At 42.8% G+C, this 16,650-nt stretch carries 18 protein-coding genes; 14 read left to right on the top strand and 4 right to left on the bottom strand.

Annotated features, from left to right (window positions below; translation table 11 throughout):
- The first annotated feature begins 27 nt into the window (after positions 1-27).
- Together QUA16_RS22305 and QUA16_RS22300 are read left to right on the top strand one after the other, a co-directional pair.
- Positions 28-369, top strand: a complete 342-nt coding sequence (locus QUA16_RS22305; RefSeq protein WP_015174644.1) for a DUF433 domain-containing protein — start codon at positions 28-30, stop codon at positions 367-369.
- A 3-nt stretch (positions 370-372) separates the two neighbouring features.
- Positions 373-705: a DUF5615 family PIN-like protein gene (locus tag QUA16_RS22300; RefSeq protein ID WP_333107746.1), complete on the top strand. Its 333-nt coding sequence runs from the start codon at positions 373-375 to the stop codon at positions 703-705.
- 150 nt (positions 706-855) lie between these two features.
- On the opposite strand, the gene tsaE is transcribed toward QUA16_RS22300, so the two are convergent.
- Both tsaE and QUA16_RS22290 read right to left on the bottom strand, forming a co-directional pair.
- Entirely contained in the window at positions 856-1,305 is a 450-nt protein-coding gene (tsaE, locus tag QUA16_RS22295; protein WP_333107745.1) for a tRNA (adenosine(37)-N6)-threonylcarbamoyltransferase complex ATPase subunit type 1 TsaE, read from the bottom strand.
- A gap of 162 nt (positions 1,306-1,467) precedes the next feature.
- Positions 1,468-2,868 carry a gluconeogenesis factor YvcK family protein gene (locus tag QUA16_RS22290; RefSeq protein ID WP_333107744.1) on the bottom strand — a complete coding sequence of 467 codons (1,401 nt, stop codon included), beginning with the start codon at positions 2,866-2,868 and terminating at the stop codon, positions 1,468-1,470.
- Between the two features lie 164 nt (positions 2,869-3,032).
- Here QUA16_RS22290 and QUA16_RS22285 point away from each other — a divergent pair, with 164 nt between their 5' ends.
- The 9 genes from QUA16_RS22285 to QUA16_RS22245 all read left to right on the top strand — a co-directional run bounded on the left by QUA16_RS22285 (position 3,033) and on the right by QUA16_RS22245 (position 9,978).
- Positions 3,033-3,815 (top strand): ATP-binding cassette domain-containing protein, encoded by a 783-nt coding sequence (locus tag QUA16_RS22285; protein ID WP_333056232.1) that lies wholly within the window; start codon positions 3,033-3,035, stop codon positions 3,813-3,815.
- Between the two features lie 86 nt (positions 3,816-3,901).
- Positions 3,902-4,276 carry a four helix bundle protein gene (locus tag QUA16_RS22280; protein ID WP_333107743.1) on the top strand — a complete coding sequence of 125 codons (375 nt, stop codon included), beginning with the start codon at positions 3,902-3,904 and terminating at the stop codon, positions 4,274-4,276.
- A gap of 174 nt (positions 4,277-4,450) precedes the next feature.
- The gene (locus tag QUA16_RS22275; protein ID WP_333107742.1) at positions 4,451-5,929 is read left to right on the top strand and encodes an MlaD family protein; all 1,479 of its coding nucleotides are present in this window, start codon (positions 4,451-4,453) and stop codon (positions 5,927-5,929) included.
- Positions 5,930-6,122: 193 nt separating this feature from the next.
- Positions 6,123-6,899, top strand: coding sequence for a Uma2 family endonuclease (locus tag QUA16_RS22270; RefSeq protein WP_333107741.1), 777 nt, complete (start codon positions 6,123-6,125; stop codon positions 6,897-6,899).
- Between the two features lie 96 nt (positions 6,900-6,995).
- Complete coding sequence (locus tag QUA16_RS22265; protein ID WP_333107740.1) at positions 6,996-7,577, top strand: Uma2 family endonuclease; 582 nt, start codon at positions 6,996-6,998, stop codon at positions 7,575-7,577.
- Positions 7,578-7,621: 44 nt separating this feature from the next.
- Complete coding sequence (locus QUA16_RS22260) at positions 7,622-8,248, top strand: Uma2 family endonuclease (RefSeq protein WP_333107739.1); 627 nt, start codon at positions 7,622-7,624, stop codon at positions 8,246-8,248.
- Positions 8,249-8,409: 161 nt separating this feature from the next.
- Complete coding sequence (locus QUA16_RS22255; RefSeq protein ID WP_333107738.1) at positions 8,410-8,562, top strand: hypothetical protein; 153 nt, start codon at positions 8,410-8,412, stop codon at positions 8,560-8,562.
- Between the two features lie 104 nt (positions 8,563-8,666).
- Positions 8,667-8,978, top strand: a complete 312-nt coding sequence (locus tag QUA16_RS22250) for a hypothetical protein (RefSeq protein WP_333181337.1) — start codon at positions 8,667-8,669, stop codon at positions 8,976-8,978.
- A gap of 310 nt (positions 8,979-9,288) precedes the next feature.
- The gene (locus QUA16_RS22245) at positions 9,289-9,978 is read left to right on the top strand and encodes a Uma2 family endonuclease (protein ID WP_333107736.1); all 690 of its coding nucleotides are present in this window, start codon (positions 9,289-9,291) and stop codon (positions 9,976-9,978) included.
- A 139-nt stretch (positions 9,979-10,117) separates the two neighbouring features.
- On the opposite strand, the gene QUA16_RS22240 is transcribed toward QUA16_RS22245, so the two are convergent.
- Positions 10,118-10,552 carry a hypothetical protein gene (locus tag QUA16_RS22240; protein ID WP_333107735.1) on the bottom strand — a complete coding sequence of 145 codons (435 nt, stop codon included), beginning with the start codon at positions 10,550-10,552 and terminating at the stop codon, positions 10,118-10,120.
- Positions 10,545-10,772, bottom strand: a complete 228-nt coding sequence (locus QUA16_RS22235) for a hypothetical protein (RefSeq protein WP_333056238.1) — start codon at positions 10,770-10,772, stop codon at positions 10,545-10,547. The genes QUA16_RS22240 and QUA16_RS22235 overlap by 8 nt, the downstream gene beginning before the upstream one ends.
- 234 nt (positions 10,773-11,006) lie before the next feature.
- On the opposite strand from QUA16_RS22235, the gene QUA16_RS22230 reads away from it, so the two are divergent.
- Genes QUA16_RS22230 through QUA16_RS22220 form a run of 3 tightly spaced genes read left to right on the top strand, consistent with a single transcriptional unit; the run spans position 11,007 to position 16,589 of the window.
- Positions 11,007-11,567, top strand: a complete 561-nt coding sequence (locus tag QUA16_RS22230; protein ID WP_333107734.1) for a tetratricopeptide repeat protein — start codon at positions 11,007-11,009, stop codon at positions 11,565-11,567.
- Positions 11,568-11,611: 44 nt separating this feature from the next.
- Complete coding sequence (locus QUA16_RS22225) at positions 11,612-15,676, top strand: methyltransferase domain-containing protein (RefSeq protein WP_333107733.1); 4,065 nt, start codon at positions 11,612-11,614, stop codon at positions 15,674-15,676.
- 25 nt (positions 15,677-15,701) lie between these two features.
- Positions 15,702-16,589 carry a hypothetical protein gene (locus QUA16_RS22220; RefSeq protein ID WP_333107732.1) on the top strand — a complete coding sequence of 296 codons (888 nt, stop codon included), beginning with the start codon at positions 15,702-15,704 and terminating at the stop codon, positions 16,587-16,589.
- Positions 16,590-16,650 lie beyond the last annotated feature (61 nt).

The raw sequence follows: 16,650 nt of genomic DNA, 5'->3' as shown, positions 1-16,650 counted from the left end.
TTCCCCCTCGCAAAGGCGATATTACCCATGCTTCTCCAAGAACTAGAAACACAACTCCTGGCCTTAACTCCTACTGAGAAAGCTGAAGCCATCCGGCTTTTAACCCAAAGTTTAAACAATAGCTGGCCAGGAATTACCAAGACTCCCGATGTGTGTGGCGGCGATGCTTGCATTGCCAAAACTAGACTTCCCGTTTGGCTGTTCGTGAGTTTGCGCCGTCAAGGTTCAAGTGATGCTGAACTTCTACAATTTTATCCCCAGTTGAATGCTGCAAACTTAGTAAATGTCTGGACTTATGCTGAGGCTAACTCCGAAGAAATTGAAACAGCACTCCGAGAAGAAGCAGCAGCAATGATGCAGGAAGTATAATTTATGGCACGTCTCTATGCAGATGAACAGTTCCCGTTTCCTGTTGTGGCATTGCTGCGAAATTTCGGTCACGATGCCCTGACTATTCAAGAGGCAGGAAATGCCGGAGATGATGACCCCGAAGTATTAGCCTTTGCTGTGAATAACGATCGGGCGGTTATGACGCAAAATCGTCGGCATTTCATTCGCTTGCACACTCAACAACCAAATCATGCGGGTATTATCGTCTGTACAGACGATAAAAATTTAGAAAGGTTGGCAACACGCATCAATGATGCTATTGCTGGTGAAGAAACTTTGAGAGGCAAATTAATTCGTGTCAACCGTCCGCAGTAAGTACGCGCTGAGATGTTACACCATTCTCTCTGAACAGGCTTTCCGGCCTGTTCCACAAAGAGTGAATTTTATTCTTGTGGAACAGGCATCTTCCCTGTTCAGAAAAGGCTGAGTGACAATGGGGCAAAATCTAAATTCGATCGCCCTGTCTCACTTTTCCCATTGCCCATCCAATAACTCGCCATTACCAATTACTTCAATTTGCCGCCCGTTATCTAGATAACTCAAAGAAATTTGCAAATAATTTTCGGGTTTGTACTGCAATCTTTCCGCCCATTCGATCGCCACAATTCCCAAATCCCTTTCTAACCCGTCCCAATAACTTTCTAAGTGCAAAGCCTCCGCTTCTTCGGGTTCTAGTCGATACAAATCTAGATGATACAGCGGAATTCGTCCTCCAAAATACTCGTTAATCAGGGTGAAAGTAGGACTTTCGATCGAGTCGGAGATTCCTAAGCCTTCGGCGATACCTTGAACCAAGGTAGTTTTGCCAGCACCTAAATCTCCTTGTAATAAGATTACAGTGCCGGGGGGGAGCGATCGACCTAACGCAAAACCAAACTTGCGCGTAGCTTCAGCATCTGGAAGAGAAAGTATCATTTTAGTTATTTGTTATCTGTTATTAGTCATTTGTTATTTGTTATTTTTTACTCGTTTGGATCGGCCAATAACCAATAGCCAATAACATGAGTGAACAGTCAACTGTCAACTGTCAACTGTCAACTGTCAACTGTCAACTGTCAACTGTCAACTGTCAACTGCTTAAATGTTGTGCGCGCGGCCGTACCAACGCAGCAACATCCCCGCCAACCTTTGCGAATTGTGGCGAATTAAACCCGTATTTTCATCTTCATCCATGACATTGGCGATGACAACTCGCCGCCCCAATTGCGTTACGGCTTCTCGATCGAGCACAACCGGATAAGAATTCTCCTGAGAATAGCGGATCAAAGCTTTGGCAGAAGGGACTTTTCCTTGAACTACTACAGCATCGAACAGCGGCCTGCCGCAAGCGCGGTCGATCGCCCGAATGTGGTCTGCAACACTGTATCCGTCAGTTTCCCCCGGCTGAGTCATAATATTGCAAACATAAATGCGCGGAACTTCGCTGTTGGCGATCGCCTCAGCAATTTCCGGCACCAACAAATTCGGAATGACACTCGTATAAAGACTCCCCGGCCCAATAATGATAAAATCCGCTTCCCGAAGTGCTTGGGCCACCTTGGGCAACGCCGGAGGATTAGCAGGAGTGCAGCCAATTTTGATGATTTTTCCGTTAGCTTTTGTAATGCTGGACTCCCCCTCAATCCTGCGACCGTCAGCCAGTTCAGCCCACAAAGAAACGTCGCTCAGAGTAGCCGGCAGCACTTCTCCCCTCACTGCTAAAACTTTAGAACTCGCGGCGATCGCCTGTTCCAAATCTCCAGCAATATCGCTCATCGCCGTCAAAAACAAATTCCCAAAACTGTGACCCACCAAACCGTCACCGGCTTGAAAGCGATATTGAAATAACTCAGTCAATAACTTTTCCTCATCTGCCAAAGCAGCCAAACAATTGCGAATGTCTCCCGGCGGCAATACCCCAATTTCCCGCCGCAGCCGCCCGGAAGACCCGCCATCATCCGCCACCGTGACAATAGCAGTGATTTTGGCGCTGTAATCCTTCAATCCCCTGAGCAAATTAGAAAGGCCCGTACCGCCCCCAAGTGCCACAATTTTTGGGCCGCGGTGCAAGCGACGGTGGTTGAGGAGTCGATCGACGAGTTCCTCATTCCCTTCGGGCATCAGCACTTGAGTAATAGAGTTCAAACTGCGAGTTTGTCCCCACAGAATTAACAAAATCCCGCCAGCAATGATGATCGGGCCCGACACGTAATTGGGAATAACTTCCGCAATCCACGCCAAAAAATTTCTCAATAATTGCAATAAGAAGAAAATGGGAGTCATCCCAGTCCAAATCGCTAAACCCAAAGTGGCAAGTACCACGCCGCTGGCACTAATCAGCAGCCACCGTTTCACTAACAGTCCGGGGGCTAACCACTTAAACCACTGGTGAACTCGCCCGTTCCGCAAAGAAGGGGGGTAAGGATTTCTGGATTGGGCAAAAACCTGCTTGGCTTTAGCCAAGACGCGGAGGGCTTTAGGAAGTGAACTAATTGACATGGTTAATTAGTCTTAAGGGTATTGGAACAGCTCGATCTGACAAATTTACAATACAAGAGAGTTTTGATTCTGGCAGTCAATTTAAGTAATTAGTGATTCGTCATGAGTCATGAGTCATTAGGTAGACTGATGACTGAGGACTGATAACTTATTGATAACATGCTATGGCTGAGCCACTAATCGAACTCAAGGGGGTAAGTAAGTCCTTCGGCCAGAACCAGATCCTCGATCGAGTCGATCTGAGGATTTATCGGGGAGAGGCCCTGGCAATTATTGGCCCTTCCGGGACGGGGAAATCTACGATTCTGCGGATAATTGCGGGTTTGTTGGCCCCGGATGCCGGTGAGGTTTTTGTTCAGGGACAGCGCAGGGTGGGATGGGTGGACGACGTGGCAGATCCGATCGGAATTGGGATGGTGTTTCAGCAAGCGGCTTTGTTTGATTCGCTGACGGTGGAGGAGAATGTCGGTTTTTTACTTTACCAGCATTCTAAGCTGCCGCGCCGCCGCATTCGGGAATTGGTGGAGGAAAAGTTGGAGATGGTGGGTTTGCCGCGAATTGGCGAACGCTATCCGGCGCAGTTGTCTGGGGGAATGAGGAAGCGGGTAAGTTTTGCCCGCGCTATCATGGCGAATCCTGATAATGACAGGGATAATCCAGAGGTTTTGCTGTACGACGAACCGACGGCGGGTTTAGATCCGATCGCTTCGACGGTAATTGAAGATTTAATCCGCGACTTGCAGGCTGCCCAAGGTGTTTGCAGCACTTATGCGATCGTCACTCACCAAGACAGTACCATCCGCCGCACTGCCGATCGCATCGTATTTCTCTATCGAGGCAAAGTGCAATGGGAGGGAACTGTTAATGACATTGCATCGACAGATAATTTACTTATCCGACAATTTTTTAGCGGCAGTGTTACTGGGCCAATTCAAGCGCTTGGATAGTCAATTGTCAGTTGTCAGTTGTCAGTTGTCAGTTGGCCGTTGTCAGTTGGCCGTGGTCTATTGTTTGTCTTGTTGGGAGATAGTATATGTCACAAACAAACTTTCAGAAGTTAGATGTTTATAAATTAGCTGAAAAATTAGCTGATGAAATTTGGAATATTGTTATAAAATGGGACGCATTAGCAAAAGATACTGTCGGCAAGCAAATTATTCGATCTGCTGATAGTATTGGTGCTAATATTGCTGAAGGAGATGGTCGAGGTAGCTATCAGGATCATCGGCGATTTATCAAGATTGCCAGAGGTTCTTTATATGAAACAAAGCACTGGTTGAGACGGGCTTATACTAGGCAACTACTAACAAGTACGCAAGTAGAAACACTCAAGCCAATTATTGACGAACTGTCGCCAAGGCTAAACGCCTATCTAAAATCTATAGGCAACACATCAGACAAAAATTAACAACTGCCAACTATCAACTGCCAACTGCCAACTATCAACTGCCAACTGCCAACTGCCAACTGCCAACTATCAACTGCCAACTATCAACTGCCAACTGCCAACTGTCAACTGCCAACTATCAACTGCCAACTGCCAACTGCCAACTGCCAACTATCAACTGCCAAAGGAGGTAATATGCAATCGCGAACTGTAAGAGAAGGTTCTGTCGGGTTCTTAATTTTAGTAGGAATCGGTTTATTTGGCGGCTTAGTGCTCTGGCTGCGGGGCGTGCAAATAGGGAACCGCAGCTACAAATTCGCCGTAGAATTTGGCAGCGCCCAAGGAATGCAAATAGGCACGCCCATCAGGTATCGTGGGGTTGCCGTCGGTAAAATTACCGCCCTCCAACCGGGTTCCAACGGCGTAGACGTGACGCTGGAGATTGCCCCCGGAACTTTAGTGATTCCCAGGGATGTTACGATCGAAGCGAATAAATCGGGTTTAATTGGCGAATCGTCGATCGACATTACCCCCAACTCGATTTTGCCAGAATCATTACTTACCGCCAATCCCGTTAGTGCCAACTGTCCCCCGGAGATTATCTGCCAAAATTCGCGATTAAAAGGTCAAGCGGGAGTCACTATCGACGAACTAATTAAATCCACAGTCCGCCTAGCTAATTTCTACACTGACCCCGCGCTGTTTAACAATATTAAATCTCTGACCGAGAATACAGCCAACACAGCTAAAGGTGCAGCTAAACTCACTCAAGATTTATCGACTTTAACTAAAACGGCCCAAGCGGAAATAAAAACTTTAAATCAATCTGTAAGGGGAGACCTTGGGAGCTTAAATCAATCATTAAAAACCGAAATTGCAAGTTTAAATCAATCATTAAAGGGGGAAGCCAGCAGTTTAAATCAATCATTAAAGGGGGAAGCCAGCAGTTTAAATCAATCGCTCAAGACGGAAATCTCAGGAGTTGCCGCTGATGTTTCTAAAGTAGCAGCTACGGCGGACACTTCCACAAAAGCCGTATCTGCCGCTGCGATTAATTCTGCTAATTCAGTAACTCAAGCAGCCAATCAAGTTACATTGACAGCCAACCAACTCAATTCTTTAGTAACAACCAACCGCGCCAGTTTAGTCTCTACTCTGAATAACATCAATCAAAGCAGTCAGGAACTGCGGGTAGCTGTCAGCAGTTTGAGTCCGACAATTAATCGAATTAACCAAGGACAATTGCTGAACAATTTAGAAGTTTTATCAGCGAATGCTGCCCAAGCTTCGGGTAATTTGCGAGATTTATCCAGCCAGGTAAACAATCCGGCAACTTTGCTATTATTGCAGCAAACTCTAGATTCTGCACGAGCTACATTTCAGAACGTGCAGAAAATTACTTCCGACGTGGATGATTTGACGGGAGATCCGGCTTTCCGCAACAACATTCGCAGGTTGTTCAACGGATTAGGAGGCTTGTTGGGTTCGACAGAACAACTGCGACAGCAAGTTAAAGTGACTCAAACATTAGCCCCCCTTTCTGAGAAAGTAAATGCGAGTACACCTCCCAGAAATCAATCAGTAGATCCGGGATTTCCCAGCTTGCACAAACAGCAAAAATTGCCTGTTATACCTTCTCAAACTGCCAGGTCAGGAGAACCAGTAGATCCATAAAATACCCCTTAAAACCGGGTATACTTGAATAACGGGAATTGCCGAAAATTCGCGATATACTTCAGTTAGTAACCAGCGCCCTATGCACCCAAATTACAGCTAGTTAATAAGGTGAGCCTTTCGCACCGGGCATTAAAGTTATTGTCCAAATCCTATTAACAAAAAACTCTTTCTATCGAAACTAGGAAAACCCATGACGCAAACATTATCGAAACCGGACGTAACCAACACCAAGTATACTATAACTTGGGAGAAATTGCCAGATGACTTTAAATTACCAGACGATCCTGTGGAAAACATCGACCAACCACTTTTAGCTGCGGCCTTGCGAGAAGCTTTGGATCTCGCAGGATTTATCCTAGCTTCAATGCTAATAGCTTCCAATTTTGGACTCTGTGCCAAAGTTAACGACAAAACAGTAGTAAAAGCCCCTGATTGGGTGTACGTTCCGTCGGTATTGCCAGCAGAACCAGGAGAAGTTCGCCGCAGTTATACGCGCAATGCTGAGGGAGAAGTACCTGCTGTAGTGATGGAATTTTTATCCGATACTGACGGTAGTGAATATTCAAACAAACCGACATATCCTTACGGAAAATGGCGGTTTTATGAGCGAATTTTGCAAGTGCCGATTTATGTAATTTTTGAACCTAAGTCGGGAGTATTGGAAGTGTACAGACTCTCTGCGTCGGGAGAATACGAATTGCAAGAACCGGATGCTAATCAGCGATTCTGGATAGAATCAATGGGTTTATTTCTGGGGGTTTGGGAAGGTGAAAAATCTCAGAGAACGGGTTATTGGTTGCGCTGGTGGGATGAGAATGGCAATTTGCTGCTGTGGGGTGCGGAACGGGTGGAACAGGAACGCCAGCGCGCCGAAGAGGAACGCCAGAGGGCCGAAGAGGAACGCCAGAGGGCCGATCGATTAATGGCATACTTGAGAAGTCAGGGCATTGATCCTGATGGCATTTGAAGGTGTGGGGCTCGCGCGATCGAACAAAAGTTAATAAAATTGAGAAAACCGTTGCGCTCTCAAAAGCTTAATCTAAAAAAAGGATAAGGAGAAAATATGACACAAACAGCAGTCAAAAACTCTGTCACCGATAGTTGCCTGACTCTAAGAGGAGTGAGTTGGTCGCAATTTGAATCGCTAGAAGCCGCTTTTGAGTCTGTCGGCGGTATCAAATTTGCTTACTTAGATGGAATTTTAGAAATTATCACAGTTAGCCCCGAACATGAAGAATCGAAGAGTACCATTGGTCTTTTGTTAGAAGCATACCTGAGAGAGAAGGGGATCCGGTTTTATATCAAGGGCGGGCCGACTTTGGGTAGTAAAGAACTGGGGGCGAGAAAGGAGCCTGATGAATCATATAATTTGACGACTAAAAAGGCAATTCCCGATTTGGCGATCGAAGTTGTATTCACCAGCGGTGGCATCGATAAACTTCAACTATACAAGCGGTTGGGCATACCCGAAGTCTGGTTTTGGGAAGATGGAGTGCTGAGTATCTATTATTTGAGGGAGGAGTACGAAAAAGTCGATTGCAGCGAGTTGTTACCGGAGTTAGACATTGCTTTGTTAGTGAGATATGTAACTTACTTCGATCAATATGATGCTGTTACTGAATTCATCAAGGCTTTGCGGGAATAGTTCAAATCAACTTTAAATATAACTCGAATTAAGGAGCGATTGACATGGTTCAAGCATTAACAAAATCAGTAACATTTGACGAATTTATTGCATGGTATCCGGAAAATTCCGAATACCGCTACGAACTGCACAATGGAGTAATTGTTGAAATGCCCAAAGGAACTGGCCAACATTCAGAAATCTCTGGCTTTCTCAATATAGAAGTTGGCGTTGTATGTCGCAATGCCCGATTGCCCTATTTCCTTCCCAAAGAATGTGTCCTTAAACCCGATCGCGACGAATCAGGATATGAGCCAGATGTCATCGTTCTCGATCGACAGCAAGTGATCAATGAACCGCGTTGGGCAGCAGAATCAATTATCACAATGGGTTCCTCGGTGCGTTTAGCAGTAGAAGTTGTCAGCACTAACTGGCAGACTGACTATCTTACTAAACTACGCGATTATGAAGAAATGGGCATTCTTGAATACTGGATTGTGGATTATTTGGGATTGGGCGGGAGACGCTACATCGGCAATCCCAAACAACCTACGCTTTCGCTTTATCAATTGGTTGATGGGGAGTACGAGTTGACGCAGTTCCGGGGAGAGGAGAGAATTGAATCGGCTGTTTTTCCAGATTTGAACTTGACTGCTCAACAGGTGTTTAACGCAGGAATTGTTAATAAATAAGGAGCGAGTTTGCTAGGAATACAACAAGATTAGAATAAAAATTAGATCGGCTATTGCTATTTCCCGGATTAACCTGGCAACAATTCAAAATCTTAACACCGATTTTGGATATTCTAGGTGTTAAATTGTAGTTTTTAGCGGGAGTGCTGGAGATAGAGAAAATGCCTGGAAGAAAACACGAAATAGCTAAGGAGAGAATTGGTGATTTTCGGCAAATCTATTTGATGAAAGCAGATAGAGATTACACTCCAACAGGTTCGATGACATTGGAAAGCGAAGAAGGTTTAGTCAGAAGGGAAGCAGATAAATCATAGGAATTGGGTGCTAATAGGGAACGTCCAGATTTGGCGATCAAAGTTGTCGTCACTAGCGGCGGAATTGATAAGGATCGTCAATTAAATAATTTCCCTTTTTTCTTGTGGGATGGGCGTCCCGCCCGCCCAGAAAGGACGGGCGGGACGCCCATCCCACAACAAACAGGAAAAGTGGATTTTATTTAATTCTCATTCCTAAGCTAGAGGCTTACAAACGGCTGCAAATCCCTGAAGTCTGGTTTTGGGAAAACAGCCGAATGTCTCTGTATGCTCTGACACAGCAAGGATACGAAGAGATTGCAAGTTCCCAATTGCTCCCAGAACTCGATATGGGTTTACTCGTCAGGTGTGTTAATATGCCGAGTCATGTTGAGGCAATTAAGGAATTCAAAAGTGCGATCGCTGGGGATGTGTAGTCAAAAATAGATAATACCAGAACCCCGACTTCTTGAAGAAGGCGAGGGTCTCAAGCACGAGAGCGTTTTACGTTTAATTAAATTAACCTACTTAGTTGCAGAAAAAAAGTTTATAATACAATAAGGTTCAGTTAAGATCGATCCCCCCTAACCCCCCTTAAAAAGGGGAGTAGGGGGTGGGACAAGAAGTTCAAAGTCAACCCCTACTCCCCTTCTTAAGGGGGATGCGAGGGGGAACTCCGGGGAATTAACAGTGTTAACTGAACCGTATTGGTTTATAATAGATATACAACTCACAGGAAGCACGACCATGACAACAGTCGTTCCCACCCTCCAAACTTCGGAGATCGTATACCCTAGCGCTGATGGAGAACCAGTGGCAGAAACTTACGACCATGTTTACGCAATCTTAACTACTTTAGAAGTCTTAAAACAATATCTTGCAGACCGTCGAGCTACTGTTTTAGCAAACCAATTTTTATACTACGCTCAAGGTTTTCCAAAAGTCCGTGTAGCACCAGACGTGATGGTGATTTTTGATGTGGAACCGGGTGGCAGAGATAATTACAAAATCTGGGAAGAAGGGCAAGTGCCGAAAGTGATTTTTGAAATCACCTCACCAGGTACAAAGTCGGAAGATCAAAATAATAAAAAAGACTTGTACGAAAGGTTAGAAGTTCAGGAATATTGGTTGTTTGACCCTAGAGGTGAATGGATTCCCGAACAATTGCGGGGGTACCGACTGGGAGTAGAGGGGTATCAATTAATTAGAAATAATCGCAGCGATGTATTGCAACTGCGGTTAGAAATAGAGGGAAAAATTCTTGGGTTTTATCGGGAAGATAATGGAGATAAATTATTGATTCCCGATGAATTGGCTTCAGCTTTAAAAGCGGAACGGCAACGTGCTGAAGCGGAACGGCAACGGGCTGCTGAACTCGAATCTTTGCTAGCGCGTTATCGAGAACAATTTGGAGAATTGCCGGAGGATAACGGCTAAAGATGCAGGGGTGCGATCGCGCTTCACCAATTCGATCGCACTTTTATTTCTGGAGTAAATTGTTAGTGGAATGACGATCCGTCAGAACCCGGAAAAATTAGAGGAGCAAGGATTAGGGGATGGGTAAGTCCTGTATTATTTACACTTCAGTGTATTCTTTGCCTTTTTGAGACTCTAACCAACGTTGATAAGCTTCCTTGTCGCCTCTAAAGGAATCGATAGAAACTTGACGTTCTGGCATGGGTTTGAGGGGAGCATCAATAGGGGAATATTGGCAATAGCAGATTACTACCATATCAAATTCCCCGATCGGAATATCGGGAGTATAAGTCTCAACCCGCGCCACTTCCCACTCACCTGTGCGGTAATGAGTGCTGTAACCGTGCCGAGTTGGATCGTGTTCTGCTTCCACACGAACAAATTCTGGGGGGCGATAGCCAACTTCAGGAATTGGACCATCAGAAGAGTCAAAGTGTTCTGCCAAAATGCGAGTCAATGATTGAGTGTGCTGTAGTTTTCTATCTTTCCACCCAGGAGTTCTCGGTTCGGCTCGGAAAATAATGTATTTATGCATCGTCGTCCTCTCTTTCTGTGTCGTAGAATGATTTGGGAAATTCTGTTTGGCCTCGAAAAACACAATCAACTTCTAGACCGTTTGTATCAATTTCCTCTATGTCAAGTAGTTTCCAACCATATTTTCTTTGCATCTCATAGCAACAAGCTTCGTCGGCTGCTGCGTGTCGAGATTTGTCTTCGTCTGGATCGTAACGCAACCAGTTTGGATTATTTGGCATAATTGTATTGCTCCCTGTGTTGGGTTGACAACATTGGAGAAGTCGTCTGGACTCGGTATTTGCGGTACTGCGTCCGGGCGCGTCTTTGTCAAATTATAGAATAATTCAGGGCTTACGCACTCCGACGCCTAGAAACCGGGTTTTTTACCGAATCTGCCGATCGCAGTGAAGTATTCTCGTAAAAAAACCCGGTTTCTGACCACCCGTGCGTCCTGGACTGAACCCGACAATTGATTGAATTTGCTTGACAAATATCATTTAATATGGTTTCTAGGTTTCAGCGAAAATTTTAAATGGCGAAGGGCGATCGTTTTGCGATCGAACTTGGGCAATCTAGAGATAGGTGCTTTGCGAGTGCCTGGAAAACAGCGACGCCAAGAGTTAGCAATGGAAAGTACACAGAAAAAATCTAGTGATAGTCGGGTTCATCGGAGCGATCGAATTAAGCAGATTTTTGCGTTAGTATCAATGGTTTCGTTTGGTGGTTCTGCGATTTTTGGTATTTTCAGTCTGTTCAGCAGCGGTTTGAGCAGCCAGCACCAACAAAAGCCGACGCCTGTGGCTGTTTCTCAGGAATCTTTGCTGGCGGCGCAGGAACGGGGATATCAGACGGTTTTGCAGCGGGAACCCCAGAATCAGACGGCTCTGGAGGGGTTGGCAAATGTGCGGTTGCAGATGAATAATAAGGTGGGGGCGATCGAGCCTTTGGAGAAGTTGGTGAAGCTAAATCCCGATCGGGCGGATTATAAGGCGCTGTTGGGGCAGACGCGACAGCAAAGGGAAGGGAAAAAATAGAGCTAATAGTAGTTAAAATTTAAGGTGGGAACGGAGGTTAATAGATGACCCAAAAATTAAATGAATCTAATATATCAGAGTGTCAAGCAAAGTTCAACCTCAGCTATCACGTTCCCTTTGCTCATTTGTGTCAACAATTGCTGGGATTTGAAGGTAAGGATGTTCTCGAAGTAGGAGGAAGCTTACCTAAAGAGTTTGTACTAGATTATCTAAATGTTAAATCCTGGTCTGCCCTAGAAGCCCCAGATTTTGAAGTTTACCTAGATAAAGTTGCCAGTGCTGCTGAAGGCTCTAAGCTTGGCAAAGTAGACTATTCTGCTTTTGGTTTTACCGAGAGAGAGTTGAGTAATTATAACTTTTTTGCTGGCTACATCGAAGAATTACCTCCCGCGTACTACCAAAAATACGATTTAATTTTCTCAATCGCTGCTTTTGAACACATTCACAAATTTCCTTTAGCTTTAGAAAAAATGTTTTTGGCTCTAAAGCCCGGAGGTCAACTATTTTCTATATTTGCACCCATTTGGTCAGCTCATGACGGCCATCACTTACCCCCCATAACTGAACCTAACCAGGGAAAAACTTTCAACTTTCAGAATTCTCCAATTCCGCCGTGGGGACATTTACTGATGAGACCCCCAGAACTATGCCGTTACTTGTATCAGCATACCGATAAGGAAACATCAGATGCTATCACACATTATGTGTACAACTCTCCCCACATTAATCGGTTTTTTACTGAAGATTATGTAGAATTTATCAACCAAAGTTCCTTCATAGTAAAGCGGCTCGAACCTATTGGTTTAAGCAAAATCGAAAAAACTACTCAAGAAACTTTAGAAAAGCTTTATCCAGGCAGAACTCAATTTGCTAACAACGGTATTCTTGCTATTTTAGAAAAACCCCAAAAAGAAAAACCCGTATCATTATTTGGGGCTACTAATGAAACCGAACCAAATGATACAAGTAATGATGAGTATTCCCGGGAGAAAGTAAGCGAAGGGAAGGCTGTGGTTCAAACCTCTAATGAGATTAATTCGCAAAACCTTGTGCAATTGGGTGTCGCATTGCCGTCGCCAACACAAACCCTTTCTGTTTGCATGATGGTGCAAAACTCAGAAAAAACTTTAGCTCTAGCATTAGAGTCTCTGGCGAAAGTTTATGATGAATTAATAATAGTTGATGGCGGCAGCACAGACTCAACTTGCGAAATTGCCTTGTCATATAAAGCTATAATTATACATTCACCGTGGCCAGGAAATCACTCTCAGCAGCGAAATAGGTACTTACAAGAAGTTAAAACAGACTGGGTATTTGTAATTGATTCCGATGAATTTATAGATCAAAAAACTTTAGACTTCCTACGAAATTTAAAATTAAATGGTAGTACCGCCAAAACAGATAACTTTTGGATTGCTCGTAAATGGATTAGCCCCTTTAGCAAAAATCATTATATATCAAGTGATCCCCATTATCCTGACTGGCAGCGCCGGATATTTAGATATAATAAGTCTCTAACTTATAGCGGTCAGATTCACGAGACCATTCACGGACTCACGAAACCAGGCGAAACATTATTAGATTTGTGCCTGTATCATTTAGACTTATTAATTAAAAGTGAATCGGAGAGACAAAAAAAGGTTCGCATCTATAGCTCAGTAAATGAGAAAGATGGAATGCCCCATTATTATTTGCCAAATATTAAACAGCTAAATCTACACCGATGGAATCATAAATATCTCATTACTAAAGTTAGCAATTTACTAAAAAATATGCCGATTAAATGCAAAGTTTGCGAATCTGATTCCCATCATTTAGCCCAGGCTAAAGTTATAGGTAAATATGATGTTGATTATTTTCAATGTTCAAACTGCGGATTTGTTCAAACCGAAGAACCATACTGGCTAGACGAAGCCTATTCTCAACCAATAGCAAGCAGTGATGTTGGCTTAGCGTTCAGAAATTTGTCATTTTCACAAATCACCCAAAATTTATTATTTAACTTCTTTAATCATCAAGCAAGATTTCTCGACTACGGCGGTGGCTATGGTCTATTTGTCAGGCTGATGAGAGATGCGGGATTTGACTTTTACTGGCTAGACAAGTTTTGTCAAAATATATTTGCTCAAGGATTTGAGATTGATGCAGCCACAAATAACCAATTTGAATTAGTGACGGCATTTGAAGTATTTGAGCATCTGGTTCACCCCATAGATGAGCTGGAAAGTTTGTTAAAAATTTCCAGAAATATTTTATTGAGTACAGAATTGCTGCCCGAAAGCAATCCTAAACCCGATCAGTGGTGGTACTACGTGCTGCACGAAGGTCAGCACGTTTCTCTTTATACAGCTAAATCTCTTTCAATCCTTGCTGCCAAGTTTAATCTCAATTTCTACTCGAATGGTTCATCTTTGCATTTACTCACAGAAAAAGAATTACCTGACGATGTATTTCAACAATTGGCAAAAGGAGGATTAGCAGCGGTTAATAAGGGGTCGCTTTTACAGAATGACTTCTTAAAAGCTGTTAGCAAAATTACTCATATTCAACAAGAAGCAAAGATACAGCCTGCCGAAATAGAAGAGGACGGCGACTCGCAAAGCAGGTTAACAATACTGGTTGACGGTGTATTCTTTCAAATGTACAGAACAGGAATTGCCCGCGTTTGGAGGTCGCTGCTAGAAGAATGGGCGAAAAATGGTTTTGCTAAGCATATAATTGTATTGGATCGGGTGGGAACATCGCCCAAAATTGCGGGAATTAGGTATTGCCCCGTGCCTGCTTATGACTACAGTAAAACAGATGCTGATCGGGAAATGTTACAGCAAGTATGTGATGATACTGGTGCAGACTTATTTATATCTACTTACTACACAACACCCCTATCAACTTCCTCTGTATTCATGGCGTATGACATGATTCCCGAAGTGATGGGAGCCAATTTGAATGAACCAATGTGGAAGGAGAAACATCATGCTATCCGCCATGCTTCTGCTTATATTGCTATTTCAGAAAACACAGCCAGTGACTTAGCCAAGTTTTTCCCAGAAATGGCCCCTAAGTCTTTAACTGTAGCTCATTGTGGAGTTCAAAGTCTTTTCTCACCTGCTAGTCAAGAAGATATTAAGGGTTTTAAAAATAAGTATGGTATCTGCAAACCCTACTTTATTTCAGTAGGTGGGGCTGCGGATTATAAAAATAGTATCTTGTTTTTTAAAGCTTTTGCTCAACTTGCCAGCAAACAAGGCTTTGAGATTGTCTGTACGGGGAGCGGAGTTGTATTAGAAGGAGAGTTGAGAAATTATACTTTAGGTACTGTAGTTCACAAGCTTCAACTTGATGATTGGGAGTTGAGATTAGCTTATTCCGGTGCTGTTGCACTGGTTTACCCATCGAAATATGAAGGATTTGGTTTACCTGTACTGGAGGCCATAGCCTGCGGTTGTCCCGTCATTACTTGTCCTAATTCTTCTCTTCCAGAAGTTGCAGGCGAAGCGGCATTATATGTGAAGGATGACGATGTTGATGGATTAGCTAATGCACTTTGCGAGGTACAAAAACCGAAGGTTCGCAACTCATTAATTGCGGCTGGGTTGGAACAAGCTAAAAAGTTCTCTTGGTCAAAAATGGCAAAAACGGTTAGTTCAGCAATGATTGACGCAACTCTAGTGCGTTTAAACTTGAAAGATATTAATCTAATTGTTTTTCCAGATTGGTCGCAGTCTGAAGAGTCTCTTGGTTTAGAATTGGAGGGAGTGGTGAGGGCGATCGCAATTCACCCAGACAAAAGTAAGATGACTCTCTTAGTAGACACGAGCAATATTTCTGACGAAGATGCTAATCTGGCTTTATCAAGCGTGGCGATGAATCTTTTAATGGAAGAAGATTTAGATGTTTCTGATGGACCAGAAATTTCACTTATTGGACAATTGAGTGAAATTCAGTGGAAAGCTCTTATACCGCATCTTCATGGTAGAATTGTGTTAGACCATGAAAATAAAGAGATAAAAAATTGCTTTGCGATACGTTTTGCAGAATTCCAAGTAGGAGTCACTGATATTCCTAATTATGAAATAGATAGCTTCGATTCAGTCCTGTTTAACCAGTAAAAATATTATGGAAAGGAGATAATTTATGTCTCTACCTATTGTGATAATTCATGTCAACAATAGTGAATATTTATCATATAGTTTAGCTCAAGCTAAAAAATCAAATCCTGAATCAAACATAGTTTTGTTGGGAGATTCTAGCAATGATTGTTATAAGTTTATAGAACATAAAAATATATTCAACTATTATAGAGATGCTCAAAAATTTAGTGATATCTATCGACACTATAGTGTCAATTCATACAATTATGAGTTATTTTGTTTTCAAAGGTGGTTTTTTCTGAAAAATTTCATGGCAGCTAACGGCATAAATAAGTGCCTCCACCTAGATTCTGATGTTATGCTGTATGCAAATGTTACAGAAGAACAAAAAAAATTTGCCAATTATGATTTAAGTTTACCTCATGGTATTAGTCCCCATTGTCTTTTTATCAATAATCTAAACGTTTTAGAAAAATTCTGTGATTTTCTTGTTGAAATTTACACAGATAGCTCAGTTTATGATCGCATTAAAAATAACTCACTTGTCCCTCTATCTGATATGACAGCGTTTGGGGAGTTTAGCAACCGAACAGAATTTAGGATCGGGGACATCTCTAATATTATTGATAATTCTAAATATGACCTGAATATCAATTGTTCAGAAGGATTTGAGATGAAAGATGGAAGAAAGAATATTTATTTGTTAGAAAAACAGCCGTTTTGTAAATATCTTGACTTGGCTCAAGATATTAAGTTTAATATTATTCATTTTCAAGGTCATTCTACAAAAAAATACATGAAAGATTACTTTACTGGAGACAATTTTATTAATAATAAAAATCTAATTGCTAACGTTCAAAATTATCAAAATAATCAAGATATTTCTGATAGTGAAATAAAAGATTACCATCCTTCAAGTAGGTCGGTATAAAAAAACAAAGGTAAGTAAAGAAATGTTAACAACTAGAATTGGAACTGAATTTAAAGCGATT

The sequence above is a fragment of the Microcoleus sp. S13_C3 genome (genome assembly GCF_036700905.1).
Taxonomy (GTDB): Bacteria; Cyanobacteriota; Cyanobacteriia; order Cyanobacteriales; family Microcoleaceae; genus Microcoleus.
The sequence above is the reverse complement of the archived record's forward strand: the minus strand, read 5'-3'. Positions and strand labels throughout refer to the sequence as shown.

Excerpts from the sequence above, each read along its gene's own strand:
- QUA16_RS22285 (WP_333056232.1), top strand. The coding sequence starts at position 3,033 with ATGGCTGAGCCACTAATCGAACTCAAGGGGGTAAGTAAGTCCTTCGGC.
- QUA16_RS22270 (WP_333107741.1), top strand. The coding sequence starts at position 6,123 with ATGACGCAAACATTATCGAAACCGGACGTAACCAACACCAAGTATACT.
- QUA16_RS22275 (WP_333107742.1), top strand. The coding sequence starts at position 4,451 with ATGCAATCGCGAACTGTAAGAGAAGGTTCTGTCGGGTTCTTAATTTTA.
- QUA16_RS22245 (WP_333107736.1), top strand. The coding sequence starts at position 9,289 with ATGACAACAGTCGTTCCCACCCTCCAAACTTCGGAGATCGTATACCCT.
- QUA16_RS22235 (WP_333056238.1), bottom strand. The coding sequence starts at position 10,772 with ATGCCAAATAATCCAAACTGGTTGCGTTACGATCCAGACGAAGACAAA.
- QUA16_RS22300 (WP_333107746.1), top strand. The coding sequence starts at position 373 with ATGGCACGTCTCTATGCAGATGAACAGTTCCCGTTTCCTGTTGTGGCA.
- QUA16_RS22280 (WP_333107743.1), top strand. The coding sequence starts at position 3,902 with ATGTCACAAACAAACTTTCAGAAGTTAGATGTTTATAAATTAGCTGAA.
- QUA16_RS22265 (WP_333107740.1), top strand. The coding sequence starts at position 6,996 with ATGACACAAACAGCAGTCAAAAACTCTGTCACCGATAGTTGCCTGACT.
- QUA16_RS22240 (WP_333107735.1), bottom strand. The coding sequence starts at position 10,552 with ATGCATAAATACATTATTTTCCGAGCCGAACCGAGAACTCCTGGGTGG.
- QUA16_RS22220 (WP_333107732.1), top strand. The coding sequence starts at position 15,702 with ATGTCTCTACCTATTGTGATAATTCATGTCAACAATAGTGAATATTTA.
- QUA16_RS22225 (WP_333107733.1), top strand. The coding sequence starts at position 11,612 with ATGACCCAAAAATTAAATGAATCTAATATATCAGAGTGTCAAGCAAAG.
- QUA16_RS22255 (WP_333107738.1), top strand. The coding sequence starts at position 8,410 with ATGCCTGGAAGAAAACACGAAATAGCTAAGGAGAGAATTGGTGATTTT.
- tsaE (WP_333107745.1), bottom strand. The coding sequence starts at position 1,305 with ATGATACTTTCTCTTCCAGATGCTGAAGCTACGCGCAAGTTTGGTTTT.
- QUA16_RS22290 (WP_333107744.1), bottom strand. The coding sequence starts at position 2,868 with ATGTCAATTAGTTCACTTCCTAAAGCCCTCCGCGTCTTGGCTAAAGCC.
- QUA16_RS22260 (WP_333107739.1), top strand. The coding sequence starts at position 7,622 with ATGGTTCAAGCATTAACAAAATCAGTAACATTTGACGAATTTATTGCA.
- QUA16_RS22305 (WP_015174644.1), top strand. The coding sequence starts at position 28 with ATGCTTCTCCAAGAACTAGAAACACAACTCCTGGCCTTAACTCCTACT.